We start from the raw sequence: 22,937 nt of genomic DNA on the forward strand, positions 1-22,937 counted from the left end.
TTAGGGATTATCGAGTTGGAGAGGCGATTTCAATGGTCGCCTTCATCCCTTCTCGCATTAAGAATTGACCGTCTGGCAATCGCACATTGTCGATCTCGACCCACATTCGATACGTGTCTGGTTCGCTCGCTCGAGGTGCGACAAATCCTACGATGCCATCTACGTCGTGCTTGACTCCGGGGGCGATTTGGACCGACACCCGGGCCTTCGAGTTGAGGAGCAAGTGAGGGGGGATATTGACGCGGACTTGGCCGTTGACGCGAATCTTGGACATGTCGGTGAGCCGAAGGATGACTTCCCCTGCTCGCACATAATCGAACTGTTCCTTTTTCACATCGCTTACCAATCCATCCCAGTGGGCATTGATGTTTCGCAATGCGGTTTGAACGCTGGCGGCTTCCAGCTTGGCTTCGGAGACGCCGACCGCGGCCTTGTCCTTGGCGTGTTCGATCTTGGACACATTGATCTGCAACTCCGCCTTTTTGAGCTCCAGTTTCTTTTTCTGATTGGTGCTGAGATCTTCAGCACGGTCGCGGTAAAGCTTGTCAGAAATCTCCACTTCATTCTTCGCGACTTCAAACGCTGCTTCGGAATACAAGATCTGACTTTGGTCGCCGGCCTTGAGTTTGGCCTGCTCTAGCTCTTTGGTTTGCACGATGATTTCAGCCAAAGCGATCCGAGTATCCAATTCGATCATCGGATCTCCCTGCTTGACTGCCTTGCCCTCGTCGACATGCATTTGCGTAATGATTCCATCCGCTTGCGCAGCGACATCGATATCTCGTACGAAGGTGAGCGAAGCAATCGGAACGAGCAGAATACCACTTGGGACGGCAGGCGGAACACCGATGCCACTCGAGGGGACTGCGTTGCTCGGCAGAACGCTGCCTTGAGGGAGCCCGACAGGAGCACTGGGGAGTGAACCGAGATCGGATGCACCTGGCAACAGGACATCGTTCGATTGAAGAGCCTGCGCGAGGACGATGGGCGGTTCAGATGGAGGCAGATTGCCGGAGCCGAGGGGAGTAGGATTGCTCGGGTCGATGTTGACGAGCAAAGGAGCTTCGGTCGCACTCGTGCTCCCCGAGGGAAACCCGGATGCGATAGGCTCGGAGGTATTGCTGTTCGACGCGAGAGTCGACGGTTGGCCTGTCAGGGGATCGTTCTGTGAATCGTTCCCTGCGCGATAACCGTTGATGCCGAGAGAGGGTACCGCTTGATCGATCCAATTGCGAACGCTCGGGATCGCAAAAGCGAGTCCGCCTACGATAGCAACCGTAGCACATGCAACCCAAATTGACTTCTTCATATCGATATTCTGTGCGTTAGAACAAGAGATAAGCTCGGACCCACTCAACGACTTCATGGAACCATACGAACGCTGCGCTCCGACGGCCAGCTTTGACCTTCGCGATAACGCGGGCCCCCGGATTGCGACTGAGAGCACGGAGGGACTCTGGATCGGGATTGCACCGAAGCTTGACAACGGGACCATCTTCGGCGTTGAGTTCGGCTCGTCCGCTTACGCCTGCATACGAAAGTTTGCCGGAGTAGCTCTTCGAGGGATCCGTCATCATGATAAAATCGACGGGGAGAACGAGCTGCTGTGGATTGGTGAGACCGGGTGTCTTGGCAATCTCGTCTTCGAATGCCTGTAGCAGGTAGCTCATCCTCTTCTCTGGCAAAAGGACTTCGACCTCCCAGTCCTTTTCCTTGTCGGCGATCGTCATCAAGACCTGCCCCATCACCACAGGACGTCGGTTGAGCATTCGCTCGACATCCCAAGTCATGACGACTCCATCGATCGGGCTTGTTCGCACCATCTTGGCTTCCATTTGCCGCGCGAGCTGCAACTGGGTTTCAAGACCTTTGAGAGTCGTCTCGGCTTCGATTTTCTCCTGCGTGAGTCGTTCGCGCTCCGAGGGAGTCAAAATCGAGGAATCGAGGGTCAAGGTTCGGGTTCGGTTCTCGACCCGTTGGGCAGCTTGCATGATCTGGTCTTCGAGATTGACGATCTCCTTCGACAAATCGTCATCTCGCATGCGGACCAAGGGCTGGCCCGCTTTCACAAAGTCCCCGTGTCGCACGTAGACTTCTTCGACGTTCCCATTGGCATGCGCAAACACATGCTTTTCTTCCGTAGGTTTTAACTCGCCATTCCCTTTGAGTTTGAAGTCGATTTGCACGATGAACGTTGCAATCATCGCGATGGCGATCACGCCGATAATTCCCAGCGTTTTGGGAAGGGCCGAACCTCGGAACATCCACAACGCGCGATCGAGGAATCGCCAAACGGGCATAAACAAAATATTGCTATGCGCCAGCGAGTTCGACATCGCGCGGCAAGCATGCTCATAGACCAAATCGACACGCCCTTCCAGCACAGGCTTGGATAGCTGGGTTTCGATTTGCTCGACGATCAAGGCGCCGATGATTTCTCGCCTTTGACGCGTCTCGCTGGTTTCATTTCTCGCCGCGAGCACATCCCCTTCGGTTTTACGTTCCGGCTGACGGATCGGAAGGACCGTGACGGTCCGCCCGTGTGAAAGATCGACGTAGTCCTCGATGGCTTCCTCGAGCTGTGGTGGAAGATCCTCCGTGGAGCCATCGTACCACAAGGACTCTCCACTCTTGACCACGCGTGTCGCAAGGTTGTTGAGGGATTGGACGATGTTGGAACGCGATTCAATGGAGTCTTGGCCGGAGATCGCCACCACCTTGGCTTTGCCACCTTTCAATACGGCTACGCTCACTCGATCGCATTCGATCAATCGTCGCCCCTCGTTGGCAATGGTGTAGGCCGTGTCCCGCATGTCGAGATTGTCATGGACCAATCTCGCAAATTGATCCGACTGCTGCCACATCTCCTGACGCGTGGAAACCTGCTGGAGGGTGTGGCTTTGATGCCAATCCCCAATCAGCTTGGTCATGTGTTCCAAGAAGCGAAGGTACCCCCGCTGCGCCTCGGCAGGAGAATTGGCTCGCTGCAGGATTTCCAACAATCCCACCGGCTGCTTGTTTGCGATGAGCGGCGCCGTGACGAGCAAATGGGGGGTCGGGTTGGCTTCTCCCTCCGGATCGCCAGACCCCGATTGCGGAGGTACCAACTCGGCGCGGCCCTGGGAAATCAGCCTGGAAAGGAGCCTGCCGTGTTGAATCGCCTCAGGGCGATCGGGCTGCATGAGATGCGGATCGAGCTGGATCTGATGGGCCAACCTCATCGCACCGTCTTGGTCGATCACCCAGACCGCTCCGCCTTCGGCCGCTAGGGCCGCAATGATCTTTTGGAGGACGGCAGGATAGTAGTCACCCGCCTTCAAGTCGGATTTCGAAAGCTCGGTTATCTCGCTAACCAGATTCCGTATTCGCCGTTTAGTCTGTTCGACATTCTCGTCCGATGTGGCGGAAGACATAGGAATAGTCTAGGAAAAAGAAGGAAACGGAATCCAAGAGTTCGACATCCATGCATCGAACATAATACACAGCACCTTCAGACCTTATCGCATGCCCTTAGCGCATAAGCTCAAAGATAGAGACAACGATATCGTTGCAAAAGCTCCAAACGGAACAACTGGTCTCAGAATCCAAAATCCCTTTTCCACAGATTCCGATTGGTGAGGATGGGCGAAGATTTCCAATTAACATGACCTGTTAGATTACGCGTTCTGCGAAATGGTTCCCTGCTAGCTAAAACCGAACCGGGCGAAACCGAACGGGGCTAACTGGTCCCACGGGGACGCAGGGGGACGGGAGGTATCCAACAACTTACCTCGTAACTTGCCGCCGCGCGCCAGCAGACACTTTGAATGTGCGGTATGCACAACGTGCCGGTCGACGATCCTGGCTGCGGTCCGAGTCGATCGCTCGGCCACCTGGGGCCTTTCGAGCCCCGTTCGCTTGGACCTCTGTCCGCCTCGAGCCTGGGGCCAAGCAGCTGATGCCATGCGACGATCTGGGGCTCTTAGGCGAGAAGCTCGCTGAGGACGCGTTGCGGTTCGACCCCCGTCAGCTTCTGTTCCAGTCCTTGAAATGGAAATACAAACCGCTCGTGATCGATCCCCATGCAATTCAGGATCGTGGCGTTCAAGTCATTAACGTGGACGGGATTCTCGACGACGTTATAGCTGTAATCGTCGGTCTTGCCGTACTCGATCCCACCTTTGATTCCGCCACCTGCCATCCACATGGTGAAGCACTTGGGATGGTGATCGCGTCCGTAGTTCTCGCGGGTCAAACCCCCTTGGCAATACACCGTGCGGCCGAATTCCCCTCCCCAGACAACGAGTGTGGAGTCGAGTAACCCACGTTGTTTGAGATCCGTTAGAAGGGCCGCGCACGCTTGATCGGTATCACGGCATTGGGCAGGAAGATCGTTGGCGATGTTACCGTGTTGATCCCATCCCCGATGAAGCAGCTGTACTACACGGACCCCACGCTCGACAAGCCGTCGCGCGAGCAACGCACTGGACGCAAACGTCCCGGGCTTGGTCACTTCGGGGCCATAAAGATCCAGAACGGACGCGGGTTCATTGCGGATGTCTACCAACTCGGGAACGCTGGTCTGCATCCGGAAGGCCATCTCGTATTGCGCGATGCGGGTCAATATTTCGGGATCTTGCATGGCTTGATGGCGCTCTAAGTTCATCGACTTCAGCGCCTCGAGCATGACCTTGCGATCTTCGGGGCGGACCCCATCGGGATTCGGCAAATAAAGGACTGGATCACCACTGCTGCGAAGAGCGACCCCAGTGTATTTGGTCGACAAAAACCCGCTCGACCACATGCGGGTGAACAAGGCTTGGGCTGCCGCCGTCGAACTCCAAGTAGGCGTCAACACGACAAACGCAGGTAGATCGTTGCTCTCACTCCCCAATCCATACGACAACCAGGAGCCGAGACTCGCTTTGCCAGGTACTTCGTTTCCAGTCATGACAAACGTGCAGGCGGGATCGTGATTGATAGCGTTGGTATGAACAGATTTGATCACCGCCATGTCATCGACAAGTTTGGAGGTGAACGGAAGCAACTCGCTTACCCATCTTCCGCTTTCTCCATGCTGCGTGAACTTGAACTTGCTCGGCGCGACGGGAAGCCTAGCTTGCCCGCTGGTCATTGTGGTGATCCTTTGACCTTGGCGGATGGAGTCTGGCAAGTCCTTGTCGAACTGCTCGGTCAAGGCAGGTTTGTAATCCCACATGTCGATCTGCGAGGGGCCTCCATTCATGTGGAGGTAAATGATCGACTTGGCCTTCGGTGGAAAATGGGGAATGCCGGGCAAGGGTGGATGAACACGACCCGTGTCACTGCCGCGGCTCGTCGAAGAACCGAAAAGCGAGGCGAGCGCCAAGCCCCCTAGACGAACCCCTGCACCTTGAAAGAACTGTCGTCGCAATGTCGGGTCGGATGGGGGCAAGGCAGGAATCATGATCGGATGGGGACATCGAGTCGTTAGCGGAGGGAACGCAGTCGGAGTCAATTATAGCTTCGATCGGGCGAGCGTTCTGCTACAATGCTCCACAATTCTGGTGGCCTGCTTATGCACCGTTTCGACCTCTCCCTTCGCACGGGGTTCCCGATGATCCGACTTCGAATTTTGATTGGGCTGACGCTATGGATGATATGCCCCGCTGCGGCCAGGGCCGAGCGGACGGAAAGTCGGGTGGCGGCGAAGAAAAACGTGCTGTTGATCTGCGTCGATGACTTGAAACCAATCCTCGGTTGCTATGGCGACGGCCTTGCCAAAACCCCCAACCTCGATGGGCTTGCTCAACGAGGTGTCTTGTTCGAAAAAGCCTACTGCAACCAGGCGGTTTGTTCCCCCTCCCGCAATGCGCTCATGTGTAGCTTGCGACCGCAGTCCCTAGGGATATACGACTTGGAAACCCATTTTCGAAAGACGGCGCCCGACGCGGTTACGCTCGGCGAGTATTTTCAAAAGTTCGGGTACAAGACTGAAGGAATGGGAAAGATCTTTCATGTCGGACACGGGAATCATGACGACGCTCGCACGTGGAGCGTCCCCTCGTTTCGTCCCAAAGGGAGCAACTATGCACTCCCCGAAAGCACCGAAGGGGCTCGCTCGAGCAAAAATGGACCCAGAGGCGCCGCTTTCGAATCGGCCGATGTGCCGGACGAATTTTATGGCGATGGCAAGATTGCCACAGAAGCAGTAACGCGATTGCAAAAGGCTTCGGAGGCTCCCGATCAGCCTTTCTTTATGGCCGTCGGTTTTCTGAAACCGCATTTGCCATTCGTTGCACCGAAGAAGTATTGGGACTTGATCGATCCCACCCAAATTCAGCTTGCGAAACGGACGACGGCTCCGGAGGGGGCGCCTGCGTACGCTCCGCAATTTGGGGGTGAATTGCGGGGATACAAAGATATGCCAGGACAAGGCGCGATTGATGAATCTACCCAACGGACGTTGATCCATGGTTATTATGCTGCTGCGAGCTACATGGATGCTCAAGTCGGAAAGGTGTTGGCGGAACTGGAACGTTCGGGGTTAAGCCAGAGCACCATTGTCGTTCTTTGGGGGGATCACGGATGGCATCTTGGCGATCATGGAATGTGGTGCAAACACACGAACTATGAGCAGGCAGCTCGTATCCCGCTACTCATCTCGGCTCCTGGGAAAAAGCAAGGCGTGCGCACGAACTCGTTGGTCGAGACGGTCGATATCTATCCCACGCTGGCTGAGCTGGCTGGACTTCCCGCACCGGAGGGTATCGATGGGAAGAGTTTCGCAGCCATTCTCGATAATCCTCGGCAGATGGCTCGCGATCACGTCATCCACGTCTATCCTCGCAACGCTCCGGGGGTCGGACAAGTGGTCGGGCGAGCCGTTCGAAACGATCGTTACCGGTTGGTGGAATGGAAGAAGCCGGGGGCATCGGACGAAACGGCCGAATACGAACTGTACGACTACGCGACCGATCCTTTGGAGTCAAAAAACCTTGCTGCCGAACAAACCAATGTTCTCGCGGAGATGAAGAAATTTTTAGCGAAGCATCCCGAGGCGAAGCCGCAGTGGAAAGATCCCAAGGCGGCAGACAGTCAGAACGCAAATACATCAGGAAAACCAAAACAGGACCGCAATGCCATGTTCGAACGTCGTGATGCCAATCGCGACGGCTCCTTGACCAAGGATGAATTTATGCAGGGGCAACCCGATCCCGAGGAAGCTCCGAGTCGGTTCATCCGCTTCGACAAGGATAAGAACGGAGTCCTTTCCCGCGACGAGTTCGTCCAATCTGGCAAGTAATACGGGCTCTTTGTCAGGCCTGTAGTCCACGTACCCATTGAATCTTCCTTTGGAGGCCCATGTTCCAATTCCTGCATGCCGCAGACATCCATCTCGATAGCCCCCTCAAAGGACTGGAGAAATACGAAGGGGCTCCCGTTGACGAGATACGTGATGCGGCTCGTAAAGCCCTGACGCGACTCGTCGACTTCGCTATCGAAAAGCGGGTCGCATTCGTACTGATTGCAGGAGACCTCTATGACGGCGACTGGAAGCATATCAACACAGGGCTATTTTTTGTTTCGCAAGTCAGTCGGCTTCATCGAGAAGGCATTCCGCTTTTCCTCATCGCGGGAAATCACGATGCTGCCAACCGGATGACCAAATCACTGAATCTGCCTTCCAATGTCGTGGTGTTCCGAAGTGATGCTGCACACACCGAGACCATCGAGTCCCTTCATGTGGCAATCCATGGTCAGAGTTTCGCGACTCCGTCGGTCACAGAAGACCTTTCGGCCGCATACCCACCTCCCCGCCCTGGATACTTGAACATAGGGTTGCTCCACACCTGCGCAGCAGGCCGCGAAGGCCACGAACGATACGCACCTTGCTCGGTCGATGCGTTAAAGCGAAGTGGGTATGACTACTGGGCCTTGGGGCACATCCATCAACGCGAAATCCTATGTGAATCGCCCACAATCGCCTTTTCGGGCAACATCCAAGGCCGTCATATACGAGAGACGGGTCCCAAAGGTGCATTCCTCGTTACCGTCGAACACGAACGTATTGCCAAGGTGGAATTTCAGGCGGTGGATGTTCTACGCTGGGAGTTGGTGGTGGTGGATGCAACGGGAGTGGAGTCGGAGTCTGATCTACTGCATCGGGTTCGCGTCGCACTGGAGCAAATCCTCCGTCTCCATCCTGGTATGACGCTCGCGATTCGGGTGGAGATGATTGGGAGGACTCCTCTGCACGAACATCTTCTCGCCCATCGCACCAAGTGGGTCAGCGAGATCCGATCTTTAGGTCTACAAGCTGGTATCGATTCTGTTTGGATTGAGAAAGTGAAGTTGAATACAACTTCGTGGCAAGATCCCGCGGAACGAGCCAAACTGAGCGACGATGCGCGGCAGGAACTGGAGGACCTATTCGACTCGTTGGCGACCCAAGAGTCGCTCGCAAAAGCACTAGGAGAAGATTGTCTCAAGAGACTTCCGGCTGAATTGCGGGACACCTTGCCAGTGGAACAACGCGAGTGGGTAGCGGATGTCGTCTCAGAAGCCCGTTCGCGATTGATGGAACGTTTGCAAGGAAAAGAGGGGACAGCATGAAGCTCCTTCAACTCGATTTGCTGGCGGTCGGTCCCTTTACTCAAGTCTCGCTCGATTTTTCAAAAGGAAATCACGGGCTCCATTTGGTATTCGGTCCGAATGAAGCGGGGAAAAGTTCGGCGCTCCGCGCCATCACCGACTTCTTCTACGGGTTTCCATCGAGGACATCCGACGACTTTCTGCATCCTTACAAAAACCTGAGAGTGGGTGGTACCGTCTGTCATTCCGATGGCACGGTGCAGCGTTTGGTTCGGAGAAAGGGAAACCAGAATACGCTCCGAGATGAATCGGATACATCGCCTGTATCCGACGAAATACTCCGAAAGTATCTTGGAGATGTCGAGCGTGGGGCTTTTGAAACCATGTTTGGTATCAACCATGAATCCTTGCGGCAGGGAGGCCAAGACCTTGTCGCTGGCGGGGGAGAGATCGGCGAGGCCCTCTTCGCGAGTGCAGCTGGACTCTCAGAGCTAAGATCGGTTCAAGCTGGACTCTCGGAAGAGTTGCAATCGTTGTTCAAGCCGCATGGGCCAGGTGGAACGTTAGGTGGAGCGATCAAGGCCTATGATGTCGCACGAGAGAAGCGAAAGCGATCCTTGGTGTCCTCCGAAGTTTGGGAAAATCATCGCGCCATCATGTCGAGTGCCGAGCGTCGACGCGAAGAAACCAGTCTGGAGATTCAACGCAAACAGGGGGAGATTCTTCGATGGAAGAGAATTCTTCGATCGATTCCCTTGGTGGCCTCATGGAAGAATGCGACGGACAAACTCGCGGCGGAATCGGATGTGCCTCTCCTGGATGAGGATTTTGGGAAACGCGCCCAGGCGCTTCTTATCGAGTGGAAGCAGAACGAAACGCGACTCTTTCACTTGCACGAGAGACTGGCCGAGATAGAAAAACAACTCGGTGCCCTGCCCGATCAAAACGAACTATTGCTCGAACAAAACGCCGTCGAAGAACTGAAGAAGGAGTTGGGAGTTCATCTCAATGCTCAAAGCCAACTCCCGCGATTGATTTCCTACCGTGATGACCACGAGCATAAGATTCGGCAATTGCATCGCGAAATCGGTCGACCGGTGGAACCGGTTGATATGGAAACATTGCGATCGCTCCTATCCCGCCAGACTCGCATTCAAGAATTAGGGAACAAAAAGGAAGGGCACGAAGAACGTCTCCGAGCCACGCAAAATGGACTGAAGAAACTGCGATTGGAAATCCAATCCGCGGAGTCGCAGATCTCACGTCTGACTGTCACGCCCCATGCTCCCTCGCTTCATGCGGTCCTTCGAAAAATCGCGCGCGACGGGGACTTGGAAGAAGAGTTGACCCAGCGCCATAGCGAACTGGATGTGCTGCGATCCCACGCAGAGTCCATTTACGCAGCCATCGATACTCCAAAACTGGAATGGAAAGAACTCCTGTCTGTGGACCTTCCTTCTCGATCTCTCGTGGAGCTATTTGAAAACGAGGAACGCGCGATCGCGGAGGACATGAAGAGAATCGATTTGTCGATCCGTGATTTGGAGCAAGCCAAAGCAAATTGCGACCAGAAACTAGCGTTGCTCGAAGCGGGCGAGATTGTGCTCACGTTAGATGATCTAAAGAGAGTGCGAGAGAATCGAGATAACGGGTGGAGAATTATCAAAAAGGAGCTGCGTGGTAACGAGAGTGCACCCACCGAACGATCGGAGTTTCTGCAAGCATCGGCGATGCAGGGGCCTATCGATGAAGTATTTGAAGCTGCGATGCACAAGGCGGACGATGTCTCGGATGCGCTTCGCAAGGATGCGGATCGCGTCGCGGCAAAAACGCAGTTGCATATCGAAAAGCAAGGGATCGATGTAAAGATCCAGCAGCAGCGCAGTTGGATGGCTGAAGCCGAAGCATCGCGTGAGAATTGGAACAAGCGATGGAAGCAAGTATGGGATGCGATCGGCATTCCCCTTCGCTCCCCCCGAGAAGCCAAAGTATGGCTCGATCAAATCGACGCGCTTCGTCGAGCGCATTTATCCGTCGAACAGAAGCAGCGAGCCATACAAGAGCTGGAGTTGCGGAGTCGAAAAGCGATCGACGATTTGATCGGTGCTCTCCGGCTGGTGGATGGCGGGCAAATCGAGGAATTACCGGCGAGCCTTTTCTCGCTCCTCGATTATGCGACCAAGGTCGATGAAGGCTTGAAGCAACTCGAACGGGATCGATCGCAATGCGAAGCGATATTGGTCCGCGGGAAGTTGGATTTGGAAAAAGCCACCGTCGACGTCCAGGATTGCCAAGCGACGCTCGACCAGTGGATTCGCGATTGGGGCGATGAAATGGGGAGATTGAAACTACCCTCCAACGCGTCACCCTTGGAAGCTTCGCAGATACTCCACACGTTGGAAAAGATTAGGGATCACGAAACGCAGCGCGCAGATTATCACAAACGGATCATCGGAATCGAGCGAGACTCCAACGCATTCCTCGAGTCGCTTCATGCGTGTGTCGCGAGAATTGCGCCGGAGGGGATAGGGGAGACCGAAGACCTGCAAGTGCGATTGCTCGCTCAGAAGATTCAGAAAGCGACCAGCGATGCTGAGGAACGTCGCAGGCTGAAGCATGAACAATCTCGCATCCAACAGGACTTGGTCGAACTGCGAGCCACCCACGAGGTGGCACAATCGACAATCCAACGCATGCTGGAAGAAGCGAACGTGTCCATAGCAGACGAGCTTCTTCAGGCTGCGGAGCGGTCCAACGGCAAACGGATCATGCAGGAGCGATTGCGGACGCTCGAGGAGAGCCTTCGGGCAGAGTGTGGGCTCGGTGACTTTTCAGATTTTTTGTCGGAGGTCGAACACGCCGATGAAGAGAAAGATGGAATTGAACCGCGCATCCAGCAGCTTGCTTCCGAAATCATGCTTCTCGAAACGGAGAAGGAAAAATGGGTCGATGAATTCCATCGCGAGAAAAATGCATTGGATCAATTGCTTCGTCAAGAAGATGTCCTCGATGCTGCCGCGGATTGCGAATCGTTGGCGGCGACGATCGAAGAGCAGTTTCGCGAATTGATGGTGCTTCGCATTTGTTCCCACGTATTGAGCACGGGCATGGAGCGATTCCGAGAGAAGAATCAAGGACCGTTGCTAAAAGCCGCGGGAGATGCGTTTCATAAGATGACGCTCGGTGCCTACGATGGCCTTCGCGTGGATTGGGATGAAGCCGGAAAGGCGGTCATGGTAGGGGTACGTCGGGGGCAGGGAGACGATTTGCATGTGAAACAAATGAGTGATGGGACTTGCGATCAGCTATACCTCGCTCTGCGCCTTGCCTGTCTAGAAAACTGGCTGATGCACCACGAGCCGATTCCATTCATCGTGGACGATATCCTCGTTCACTTCGATGACGCGCGGAGCGCTGCAACATTGGAGCAACTAGCGGGCTTGTCGGAGAGGACGCAAGTGATCTTCTTCACCCACCATGAGCATCTCTTGGAGCTTGCTCAAGCCACTCTTCCTGCTCATCGCCTGTGCATTCACCGACTCGGCAGAGCGAACAGCTAACCGTTCAGGGCTAGCTGCACGATTCGCAGTTCAGACGGAAATGCATCATTAGCGGTATCGGGATAACCAGTGTGAGTAGGGGGCAGGTAGGGTCTGCCAAGCGGCGTCGGCAACGCCCAGCGCTTTAGCGGCTTGGTAGGGCCAGTGCGGATCGGCCAACAGGGGTCTCCCAATAGAGGCGAAATCGATTTTTCCTTGTCGAATCATTTGGTCGGCGCTCTGCGGACCATCGATGAACCAGCTGGTCGTGCCGGGTAGCCCTGTTTCCTTCAGAACCCTCGCGGCGATATCTTCGAGAAGATTGGGACCCCACGGGATTTGTGCCGTAGGTGTGTTGAAGCCAATGGAAACATCGACGGAGTCGAGCCCTTCGCTCTTCATCTTATTTAGCAAGTCGATGGACTCTGCCAGCCGTTCTTCGTCATTGCCATCGAATTCCACGACGCTGAATCGGGCTGTGAGTGGAAATCGTTCCGGCCAAACTTTGCGCACCGCACTCAAAGTTTCGATGAGGTAGCGACCGCGATTTTCCGCACTGCCGCCATAGCTGTCCGTCCGAGTGTTGGAGTACTTCGACCAGAAGTTCTGCGCGAGGTAACCATGAGCGAAGTGGAGTTGAAGCCATTCAAAACCTACGTCCCTCGCTCGTTCGGCCGCTTGAACGGTACAGTTTTGAACGCGACGAATATCTTCCAGCGTCATTTCTTTTGGCACGCGTGAGAGATTCGCGCCGAAGGGTATGGCGGATGGGGCGATCGGTGTCCACGAGTTCGGTTGGCCTTCAGGAATGTGATCGTCACCTTCCCAAGGCCGGTTCGCTGAAGCTTTGCGACCCGCGTGCGCGATCTGAATTCCAGGAACGGACTTCCAGTGCTTGATCGATCGGACGATGGGCTCCAGTGCAGCAGCTTGTTCGTCGTTCCATAGCCCCGCATCGCCCCAACTGATGCGGCCTTCCGGTGAGACTGCCGTCGCTTCGAGGACAACCAATCCGGCTCCTCCGCGGGCTAGCGAGGTGTAATGAACTCGGTGCCATTCGTTGGCAACACCTTCTTCCGACATGTATTGGCACATCGGAGAGACCGCGATTCGATTGCGGAGGGTGACATCTTTGAGAGAGAACGGATCGAACAAACCTGGCATAATGCTTCGAACCTCGGGAAGCGGAAAAGGTAACAATTCGACGAGAACAGATAGACTGAGCGATCCGGACCTACTTGTTGTCAGCACCCGTGTCGAGCACTGCCATGAACGCTTTCTGTGGGATGTCGACGGAGCCGATCGATTTCATACGCTTTTTGCCTTCGCGTTGCTTGGCCCACAATTTGCGTTTTCGGGTGATGTCACCACCATAGCACTTGGCAGTCACGTTCTTGCGCATGGCTGGAACGGTTTCGCGTGCGATCACCCGGGCGCCGATCGCTGCCTGCACCGCGACTTCGAACATGTGGCGGTCAATCTCCTCTTTGAGCTTCTTGACAACGGCACGGCCACGGCGGTCCGAGTCTCGCCGATCGCAGATGACGCTCAACGCATCGACTCGCTTGCCGTTGACGAGGATGTCCATGCGCACCAAGTCGGCTTGCTCGTACCCGATGATTTCGTAATCCATCGTACCGTACCCGCGCGTTGCACTTTTGAGTTTGTCGTGAAGGTCATAGATGACTTCCGCGAGGGGCAAATCATAAGTGACGAGGGATCGCGTGGCGGAAAGGTATTCGTTTCCTTTCAGCACACCGCGTCGGTCTTGGCAGAGCTTCATCACAATGCCGATGTACTCTTGGGGCAAGACGAAGTTCACGCGAACGATCGGCTGTCGAAACTCTTCGATATCCCCTGAGTCGGGCACCTCTTGTGGGCGATGGATCTCCAGTTTTTCCCCGTTGCGTTTGATGATTTCGTAGGTCACGTTCGGGGCGGTTTGGACCAAGTCCAGGTTGCATTCGTTCTCTAAACGCTGCTGGATGATCTCCATATGAAGAAGTCCGAGGAACCCGCAGCGGAAGCCGAATCCCAGGGCTTCACTCGTCTCGGGTGCGAATTCAAACGAAGGGTCGTTGATCGCCAGTTTTTCCAGCGCGTCCCGAAGCTCGGTGAATTCCTGGCCGTCGCTGGGATAGAGGCCGCAGTAGACCATCCGTTTGGGGGGCTGGTATCCTTCGAGAGGCTTGGCATTGACGTCGTTGGCCAAAGCGACGGTGTCGCCGATGCGGACATCTTTGAGGGATTTGATGTTGCAAATCAAATACCCTACCTCACCGGCTCGCAGTTTGTCGCAAGCTCTCCGTTCGGGAACAAACTGGCCAATTTCGAGAACTTCGTAATTGGCACCGACGCCCAAGAATCGAACCTTATCGCCTCGTTTGATCTCCCCTTCCATCAGCCGGACGTAAGTGATCGCGCCGCGATAGTCGTCGTAGTGGGAATCGAAAACCATCGCTCTGAATGGAGCCTGCATATTCCCATTCGGGGCAGGAATGCGTTCGACGATGGCAGCGAGAAGTTCGTCGATCCCGATCCCTGATTTGCCGGAACATTTCACAATCTCCGTGGGGTCGATCCCAAGCACTTGTTCCATCTCCGCCGTGACTTCCTCAATTCTCGCGTGAACCAAGTCGACTTTGTTGATCACTGGAATGATTTTCAAATCATGGTCCATCGCGGAGTAAGCGTTCGCGACGGTTTGCGCTTCCACTCCTTGGAAGGAATCCACCAGGAGCAAGGCCCCTTCGCAGCAGCTCAATGATCGCGAGACTTCGTATTGAAAGTCGACGTGACCCGGGGTGTCGATCAAGTTCAGTTCGTAGACCTCCCCGTTGTACTTGTAGTTCAGCGACACCGCCTTTGCTTTGATCGTGATGCCCCGTTCGCGTTCGAGGTCCATCGCGTCGAGAAGTTGCTCCTTCATCTTCCGGATCTCAACGGTTCCGGTCCGTTCGAGAAGACGGTCTGCCAAGGTACTCTTACCGTGGTCGATATGCGCGATGATGCAAAAGTTTCGGATATTTGCTAGAGGGATCTCGCCTTGCTTGCCGCCTGCTTTGACTGAACTCATGGATGCGACCTATTGATATCTTCTTGTTTAAGTTTATTCCGAGGCGATCGACTTGGAGCCATGTTCCCAACGCACGAGGCCCCAACGCACGAGGCATGGGGCATAGGGTATTCGCTCTCTTTTTTGTTTCACGATTGATCGGCTCGCGCGATCCCTGCAGCACCCAGGTATCCGGCGTCACCGCCTAAGGATGCGAATTCGACTCGAGTCCCTTGTGCCACATATTCAAAGCTCCTTTGGTGGAACGAACGAATGGTCGCCGCGAGGAACCGTTGTCCGATAACGCAATCTTTTCCCCCAAAGTCCATCGCCCCCCCGAGGACAACCAGTCCTGGATCGAGGATGTGAACGAGTGTCGCAATTCCGATTCCCAAGTACACCGCTGTTTCATCGATCAATTCCAAACTGAACGAATCCTCCGTCAGTGCCGCCTCGTAGACTCGCTTTGCGGTAACGGGTGATTGGAGCGATTGAAGAGAACTGGAGGCCCCTGCAGCAAGCTTCTCCTGGGCCCGTGCGGCGACGGCGCTGGCGCTCGCGTAAGCCTCCAGGTGTCCCCGACCCCCACCCCAGACGCACAACCGTGCCTCGGGCGAAGAGTCAACAATCAAATGTCCGCATTCGCCCCCGAAACTGTTCTGTCCGACCACCAAGCGATCGTCGACGATTACACCGCCCCCCACGCCAGTGCCCAAGGTCAACATGACCATGCTGCGATACACCCGACCGGTCCCTACCCAGAACTCCCCAAAAGCTGCCGCATTCGCATCGTTTGCAAACGAAACCGGCAATCCGATTTCCTTTTCCAAACAAGCAACAATGGGGAAGTGGTGCCAATGCGGGTGGTTGGGTGGCTCGATCAGCATCCCTTTCGGGATGTCCTGGCTGCCTGGCGTACCGAGACCGGCGCGACGGACGTCGCGAAGACTCAATCCGAGTTCGGTGAGCATTTCATGGCAAGTCTCCGCAACGCGGCGCATCCCATCGGCGGGACCACGCGGTTCCTCGGTCGGAATGGCTCGAAAACCAACCGTGTTCCCATGATCATCCACTAACCCGATTTTGATACCTGTCCCGCCGACATCGATTCCAAAGACGAAGGGGGAGCGAGCTTCGGCGATATTCAGAATGGGCTGGGAGGTCATAACGTCAGCAAAAGGAACAATTTGCGGCTTGATGCAAGCGTCGCGATACGGGAAAAGTATAGGTGAATTCCCGCCGTTCCCATAGGCTTAATTTCCCGGCCCTAACGGAGTCGATAGGCTCGCAATCTGTTGCGAAACGATTGCACCGTGGGATCGCTGGGGGCTAATCGGATCAGCTCTTCGGCTACCGCCTCTGCTCCCAAAGGGTCCTGATTCTCAAGGTAGCAGTTGGCTAACCGCAGTCCGACAGACACATCGGTGGGCATAAATCGCCGGGCACCCTTGAGATGCTCGATTTCCTGGTCGAGTTTTTCAAGGGCTCTCGAGGCATCGGCCAACCACAATTCTCGCTTGCCAATCGGCAATTGGGACCCATCGAACTTTTCAACCGCCAGTTCCCAAAGTTGTCGATTCAAATCCGGATACTTCTCTTTCGTGAACACGGAGCGCGCCAGCGACTGGAGGATGTCGCTGCGAGGTGGGAAGATCGAAATGTCGATCTTTTCGGGCTCTCGTTCCACCAACAAGTTTCGGGCTGTGGCAATCGAAGAACTAGGTTTGGTACGCATCGATTGCTTCCAAATCGTGTCTAGCTGCTCATCGGTCAATTGTTGTCGAAATAATAGTGCCGAGTTGATCATCTGCTTAGGCACATGTCGGCCGAGCATATCAACTGGGGAGATCAATCGCGACATCTGGTCGCGAGAGCATTGAAGTGTCGCTAAGCATCGTCCCCAACAAGCTCGCCAATCCAGGGGCGCTGTCCATTGACTTCGCGCATAGAACAAAGACGCTTGCTCAAGCCGTTCCACCGCAGGTTTCCCGCCGGCTTGCTCGACGAGGATTTCCTGAGTCTTGGTGGACGTAGATCGGTCCAGGCCGATTTGGAGTAAAAGGGGATCGGTCGTGTGCCAAACTTGTTGCCAGTTCACATTGCCCGGCGCTTTGTTCATCTGGTTTCGCTGAAAATCATACAAACAGGCGTCGGCGAGCAATCGGAGCGCGAGCGGATTGTTCTTCAACGCATCGGCCCCTAACTGCCACTGCGAAATCAGTTCGCGGTATCGGTCGGGAGATTGTTCTTCAATCGGTTTTCTCGATTCACCTTTCACCCACCATTCCATCGATTCACTTGCTGCCAGATTCGCCAAGTCTGGTTCTGCTCGCCAAGCCATTGCACCCGAAAGAAGGGCGAGCCCGGAAATCGACACCAAGGCTCCCCACGGTCGAGGCTTCGCGATAGGTTTCGCCATCGATTCGAGCGTCCCTCGCTTGTCGGCGTATTTGCTGGACATCGCGCAGGCGCGGCGCAGCGAAGCGCTGGCTGCTCCAAGCAGGATCGACGTTGGGAGGAAGAGCGCGGGGACGATCATTGCAAAGTCCACTGCGGAATGAGCGCATTGGCTGATCAGCAGATAGCCTCCCGCCAGTTTCATGGGGAATCCATACTTCCAGACATCACCGGGTACTCGGCGCTGGATGGATAGGAACGACGCAAAGATTCCCAGAATCATCAGGAGGAGACCGAACCACCCGAGGTCGACCGCGCACTGAAAGAACAGGCTTTCAGGATGGTAGAACCATCCCGGTGACGAAGGGTCCTGAAAAGGAAGGTATGCGAAGTGGAACGTACCGAGCCCGCTACCAAGCCATCCATAGAACAGCATCGCTTTCCACGCGACCCCCCAAATGTAGGTTCGGCCATTGATCGCGTCTTCCTCGAGATCGAATTCGGCCAAGCTCTGCAGGCGCCCATACACGTCTTCATCGACCTGCAATGCAACCATGCCTCCCACGGAGACAAAGATCAAGAGCGCTGAGACGATCGCTCCCCCTCGTCCTCGACTTTTGTAATGGGCCATCATCGATGCCCCGACGACCGCCACGACGGCCGCGACCATAGCACCTCGGCAAAGACTCATCAGGAGCGCGACGACGATCAATACCAAGCATAGGAGGGAAGCGATTTGGGCTGTATTGAGATCGGCAAAAAAATCCTCGACAGCCCCTTTCAGCTTCATGAATGTGTTCTCTTCTGATACCCGGTAGCGAACGTCCATCTTCTTCCGCTTGAGATGGATGAGCGTCCACGCGAAAAGACCGATCGCGCCGGCCAATGCAATATTCAGAAAGCCACCAGCCGAGTTCTTGGATTGAAACGAGGCAAATGAACCTCCTGTGCGGAGACCAAGGATATTGGCTTCCTTGTAGGAAAGGGCACCTTGAATGCCAAAGGCTGCGACGGCCACTCCGGTGAAAGTGATGGTTAAGAACAGCCAGAACTGCCCCTGCCGAGAGCTAAAGAAGGCAGCTCCGCACCAACAAAGCAACGCGCACAGCAAGAGCGACACCATCGCGCCTCGAGAATGCAGCGGTTCGATACTGCGGGTCAAAGGCGACGAGGCAACGCTTTGCAAATCGCATGGGATTTGATTTGCAACAAAGGAATCGGGGTGAAGCGTATAGCCATCGATCGGGGGCGGCGCCGACGAAATACCTAGTGCCCAGCGCTGCACTTGCACGCTAGGGGGAGCGTGAGAGGACTCGAGCAATTCATATTGTGCCGATGTCTGATAAGCTGCGATCGCGAACAATCCCAACAAGAACCAAGAGGCAACGGGTAGCCCCGGAATTTCGCCGGAACGGAAGGCCGCTATCAAGACATACAGCAGGATGGCTAGGGAGCCTGCGAACAACCCCCAGTTCAGGAAATACTGGCTAATCCAAGGGGCGGAGCCGTAAAACCAAGGGGATGCAAGGAGTAATACCATGCAGCCGATACGGATGGGCCAGGCGACCAGAGTGGTCAACCAGTCCTCTTTCTTCTCCCTGGATTTCGACGTACTTCGGCTCGCGCGTCCCCGCCCTTGGTCAACGCCCGATCGTCGGGTGCCCCGGCTAGAAGTTGAAGAACTCCGTCTGGATCGCGACGAGCGGCCTGATTCGTGTTCCGTCTTCAAATCTTCGTTGGGCTGGGGGTCGTTGTCCATCATTCTCCGTCTTTCACGAGGCATCGAAGCATCTTTAGCCTAATCTCCAAGAAAGGCAAAAATGGAGGCATTTGTAAAAACAGGTAAGTCTCTCGTGATTGATTCTTGACGATGCGGCACGATCGATACAGGAGAGCGTTCCGGTTTTCGTGACAAATGCGCCAATGTTGGTGCGGTCGTTACATAGATTAAACTCTGCCACCTCCGATACCGATACTTCCCAACAATGGGGCTTCCTGGGTCTGCGTGTCCGCAGCACGTTCCCACCCCACTGATGGATTCGAATAGGGGGCATCCGAATGTCGGTAAAATTCCAGGAGCTTGCTGTAGCCATTAGCAATGTCTCCAAAATACGCTCACGACGTCGCTTGGTCGTCGCAATACTACTGGGCGCCGTCGTATTACCTTTCGGCGGCTGTTCCGCATTCACCGGACTCCATAACACATGGACGTACAACGCCGGTTGGAATGAAAAAATGCTGAGAGATCGCAATGTGGTCATGGCGAGACGTGCATGGCACGCTCGCAAAGATTGCTTTGCCAATCAAAAATACATCAAAGACTTTGCTCGAGGATTTCGCGCGGGGTACATGGACGTCGCGGATGGTGGAACTGGCTGTGTGCCAACGTTCGCACCTCGCGAGTATTGGGGGTGGCGCTATCAGTCTTGCGAAGGACAAGCCAAAGTCTCCGCGTGGTTCTCTGGATTCCCTCACGGGGCCCGGGCTGCGGAGGAAGACGGCATCGGCAACTACTCTCAGATTCAGACCTCGTTGTCGATCCAACAGCAGTACGCTCAGCACGGCATGCTCGATCCGTCGTACCAAGGAATGTACCCCATTCCACAACAAGCTGTACCGGATGGCATTACGAATATGGCTCGCCCCGGCAATGGACTCGGGGACCCTGCCATGGACGAAGAGATGCTCCACGAGGGCGAAATCTTGGAACCAGGCGCTAGCTTGATCCCAACGCCTGTGGCTGTGCCCAATCCGTAGCGAGCACTCTGTCCTCATCGAATCGAGGTTTCTGACCTTGCTCGATACCATCCCGCAAAAACGAACCGAATGTTGATCGCCCACCTTGGGCCTTGAGGTGCGAACCATGTCTGTGGAACGGAATCCCATGACGAACCGAATGAAACGATGGTGGAAGACCGCTTCCTCCTTAACCCAACTCTGCCGATCCGCGACCGTCACTGGGTTGTTGCTGCTCGGAGGCCTGAGTACCGGATGCACATCGTTGACTCAACCGATCACCGGTATTCCGGTGAGGCGATTGCCTCCTCAGTTCCTGGCCCAAACCAAAAACAATTTGGTGCCCCTCGACCCGTCGCGGTTGACACAGGAGCCGCCCCGACAATACCTGCTCGATGCGGGGGATATTCTCGGTGTCTACATCGAGGGTATTCTGCCTTACTCGTCCGCAGACAAACCACCTGAGCCACCTCCGGTGAATCTGCCAACAGAGCAAAGCACGTTGGATCCATCGATCGGTTTTCCAATTGTCGTGCAAGAGAACGGTACCATCTCTCTACCTTCGATCGAACCGATCAAAGTCAAAGGGATGACGATTGAACAAGTGACGAACTTGGTAAAGAAGGCCTACTTGGATGCGAAGATCGTCCAAGACAACGCGAGACTGCAGCCGAGCGTGACGCTCATGCAGGAACGGACTTACAACGTCGTTGTTGTTCGCCAGGACATCGCCGTTCAGAACCCGTTCTTCCAGGCAAACAATCAAATGGGAGGTCGCGGTAACTACGTTCGTGGTTCCGACCAGAGTTCGTCCGGAAAAATGATCAAACTGCCCGCTTACCAAAACGACGTTCTCCACGCTCTGATGTCATCCGGTGGATTGCCGGGCATCAACGCGAAGAACGAAGTCAAGATTCTCAAAGCGAGCCGCGTGCGACAGCAAGAGCGTGATCAGTTTGTCCAACAGTTCTACCAAACCTACTATTCCAATCCCAATCCATGCGGATGTCCTCCTCCACTCCCTGATGATCCCAACGTGATCAAGATCCCGATGCGATTGCCACCTGGAGTGATTCCTTCCTTCCGTCCCGAGGATATCCTCCTCGAAGAAGGGGATGTGGTGCACATCGAATCACGAGAAGCGGAAGTCTTCTACACAGGTGGGATGTTGGCAGGTGGTGAGTGGTTGATCCCACGCGACTACGACTTGGACGTCCTCGGGGCCATGGCGATGGCAGGGACCGGTATCGGACAACGCGGACAACAGCAAGGAGGAGGATTCGGTGTCAACTCCATCGGAGGTGTACCACCGGGAATTCTCTACATCCTTCGCAAAACCCCATGCAACGGTCAGATCACTATCGAGGTTGATTTAGCGAAGGCGGCGGTCGACCCGAGAGAACGACCCTTGGTGATGCCCGGAGATACCTTGATCCTCCGATACAAACCTTGCGAAGAAGTCTTGAACTTCAGTATCGGAACCTTCTTCACCTTCGGTCTGCAGGCCATATTGCAAGGTGTCAACCGATAGCGTTCGAGCGATCGAACACAGAAGCATGATACGAATAGCGAGCCCCTCCGGTCGGAGGGGCTTGTTTCGTTTCCCTGCTGCTCGCCGCGAACGCGGGCGAGCATCCGAAGCACCGGAGAGGTTGGCCTGCCTCGACGCTACTTGCCCTGCATCGCGGGGAACATTTCCCTCGCCATCTGGATCGCAGCGGGACCGACAAGAACGACGAAGACTCCGGGGAAAATGAAGATCACGAGCGGGAAGATCAACTTCACCGCCGTCTTGGCTGCCTTTTCCTCCGCGATTTGTTGCCGTTTGATACGCATCGAATCGCTTTGAACTCGCAAGGCCTGTGCAACACCCGATCCAAACTTGTCAGCTTGGATCAGAAGGGTCGCGAGTGTTCGAAGATCTTCAACGCCGGTTCGCTGCCCGAGATCTTGGAGGACACTCGCTCGCACTTTACCCATCTGCAAATGAAGCGTGCAAAGTTGGATCTCCTCGGCCAGAATTCGATACGACGATCGCATCTCATCCGAAACTTTCCGCATCGCTTGGTCCAATCCCAATCCGGCTTCGACACTGACCACCATGAGGTCGAGACAATCGGGCAACCCCAGCGTGATCTGTTTTTTGCGGCTGGATCGCAAGAAGTCCAAGATCAATTCGGGCAAAAAGAATGCGATGCCTCCGCCCAACACCGCTTTTAACAAGACCGATTGATTGAGTCCGGAAAGCAGTGCCGTCGTGCCACCTGCCAGAACGAATCCGGAGATCGCGACGATCACCTTGATCGACAGGAACATCGCAGGTGCCTCTTCCGAGCGAAAACCCGCCTCGGATAGTCGCTGAACCAGTTTGCCCTTTTCTTCCTTCGTTTTCGGCTCCAAGTGTTTGGAGAGGGCCGGCGAGGCCATTTCCAAAGCTTTCGTTACCTTGTTCACTCCCTTGACTCGATCTTCGGCAGATTGCGACGTCCGCTTCCGGTCGTTGAGAAGGTCCAGACGCATCTCCGCCGACGCTTGCTGGTCTTTCGAAAACAGATCCAAAAGGAACCAGGCCAACGCGCCGACACCCAGGAAGACAGCTCCTAGAATGAGCCAGCGTTGATCCAAGGCGCCCAGCATGTAAATGTTCACGACCCGAC

At 55.1% G+C, this 22,937-nt stretch carries 13 protein-coding genes; 5 read left to right on the top strand and 8 right to left on the bottom strand.

Features of this window, described 5'->3' with window-relative positions; all coding sequences use genetic code 11:
• Positions 1 to 7: 7 nt before the first annotated feature.
• From VN12_RS21110 to VN12_RS21120, 3 genes are all read right to left on the bottom strand, one after another.
• Positions 8 to 1,309 (bottom strand): efflux RND transporter periplasmic adaptor subunit, encoded by a 1,302-nt coding sequence (locus VN12_RS21110; protein WP_168164541.1) that lies wholly within the window; start codon positions 1,307 to 1,309, stop codon positions 8 to 10.
• Positions 1,310 to 1,325: 16 nt separating this feature from the next.
• Positions 1,326 to 3,413 (bottom strand): efflux RND transporter periplasmic adaptor subunit, encoded by a 2,088-nt coding sequence (locus VN12_RS21115; protein WP_146678657.1) that lies wholly within the window; start codon positions 3,411 to 3,413, stop codon positions 1,326 to 1,328.
• A 548-nt stretch (positions 3,414 to 3,961) separates the two neighbouring features.
• Positions 3,962 to 5,425: a DUF1501 domain-containing protein gene (locus VN12_RS21120; RefSeq protein WP_146678658.1), complete on the bottom strand. Its 1,464-nt coding sequence runs from the start codon at positions 5,423 to 5,425 to the stop codon at positions 3,962 to 3,964.
• Between the two features lie 150 nt (positions 5,426 to 5,575).
• Between VN12_RS21120 and VN12_RS21125 the strand changes: the two genes are divergently transcribed.
• The 3 genes from VN12_RS21125 to VN12_RS21135 are packed head-to-tail and all read left to right on the top strand — an operon-like array spanning position 5,576 to position 12,113.
• Positions 5,576 to 7,264, top strand: coding sequence for a sulfatase-like hydrolase/transferase (locus VN12_RS21125; protein ID WP_205855112.1), 1,689 nt, complete (start codon positions 5,576 to 5,578; stop codon positions 7,262 to 7,264).
• 59 nt (positions 7,265 to 7,323) lie between these two features.
• Entirely contained in the window at positions 7,324 to 8,574 is a 1,251-nt protein-coding gene (locus tag VN12_RS21130; RefSeq protein ID WP_146678659.1) for an exonuclease SbcCD subunit D, read from the top strand.
• A complete protein-coding gene (locus VN12_RS21135) occupies positions 8,571 to 12,113 on the top strand; it encodes a YhaN family protein (RefSeq protein WP_146678660.1) in 3,543 nt (1,180 codons plus the stop codon). Before VN12_RS21130 ends, VN12_RS21135 begins: the two co-directional genes overlap by 4 nt.
• Before the next feature lie 48 nt (positions 12,114 to 12,161).
• Here the strand turns inward: VN12_RS21135 and VN12_RS21140 are convergent, their stop codons facing one another.
• The 4 genes from VN12_RS21140 to VN12_RS21155 form a co-directional block, all read right to left on the bottom strand.
• Positions 12,162 to 13,256, bottom strand: a complete 1,095-nt coding sequence (locus VN12_RS21140; RefSeq protein ID WP_146678661.1) for an NADH:flavin oxidoreductase/NADH oxidase — start codon at positions 13,254 to 13,256, stop codon at positions 12,162 to 12,164.
• A 70-nt stretch (positions 13,257 to 13,326) separates the two neighbouring features.
• Entirely contained in the window at positions 13,327 to 15,168 is a 1,842-nt protein-coding gene (gene lepA / locus VN12_RS21145) for a translation elongation factor 4 (protein ID WP_146678662.1), read from the bottom strand.
• Positions 15,169 to 15,296: 128 nt separating this feature from the next.
• Positions 15,297 to 16,313 carry an ROK family protein gene (locus VN12_RS21150; RefSeq protein WP_146678663.1) on the bottom strand — a complete coding sequence of 339 codons (1,017 nt, stop codon included), beginning with the start codon at positions 16,311 to 16,313 and terminating at the stop codon, positions 15,297 to 15,299.
• A 101-nt stretch (positions 16,314 to 16,414) separates the two neighbouring features.
• A complete protein-coding gene (locus VN12_RS21155) occupies positions 16,415 to 19,084 on the bottom strand; it encodes an O-antigen ligase family protein (protein WP_168164542.1) in 2,670 nt (889 codons plus the stop codon).
• 518 nt (positions 19,085 to 19,602) lie between these two features.
• Between VN12_RS21155 and VN12_RS21160 the strand changes: the two genes are divergently transcribed.
• Positions 19,603 to 20,301, top strand: coding sequence for a hypothetical protein (locus VN12_RS21160; RefSeq protein ID WP_146678665.1), 699 nt, complete (start codon positions 19,603 to 19,605; stop codon positions 20,299 to 20,301).
• Positions 20,302 to 20,440: 139 nt separating this feature from the next.
• On the top strand, positions 20,441 to 21,811 hold the full coding sequence (locus VN12_RS21165; protein ID WP_146680026.1) for a polysaccharide biosynthesis/export family protein: 1,371 nt from the start codon (positions 20,441 to 20,443) through the stop codon (positions 21,809 to 21,811).
• A gap of 137 nt (positions 21,812 to 21,948) precedes the next feature.
• Here the strand turns inward: VN12_RS21165 and VN12_RS21170 are convergent, their stop codons facing one another.
• Positions 21,949 to 22,929, bottom strand: coding sequence for a type II secretion system F family protein (locus tag VN12_RS21170; RefSeq protein WP_240491218.1), 981 nt, complete (start codon positions 22,927 to 22,929; stop codon positions 21,949 to 21,951).
• Between the last annotated feature and the right edge of the window lie 8 nt (positions 22,930 to 22,937).

It is taken from the genome of Pirellula sp. SH-Sr6A, from assembly GCF_001610875.1.
Lineage (GTDB): Bacteria > Planctomycetota > Planctomycetia > Pirellulales > Pirellulaceae > JBKCUI01.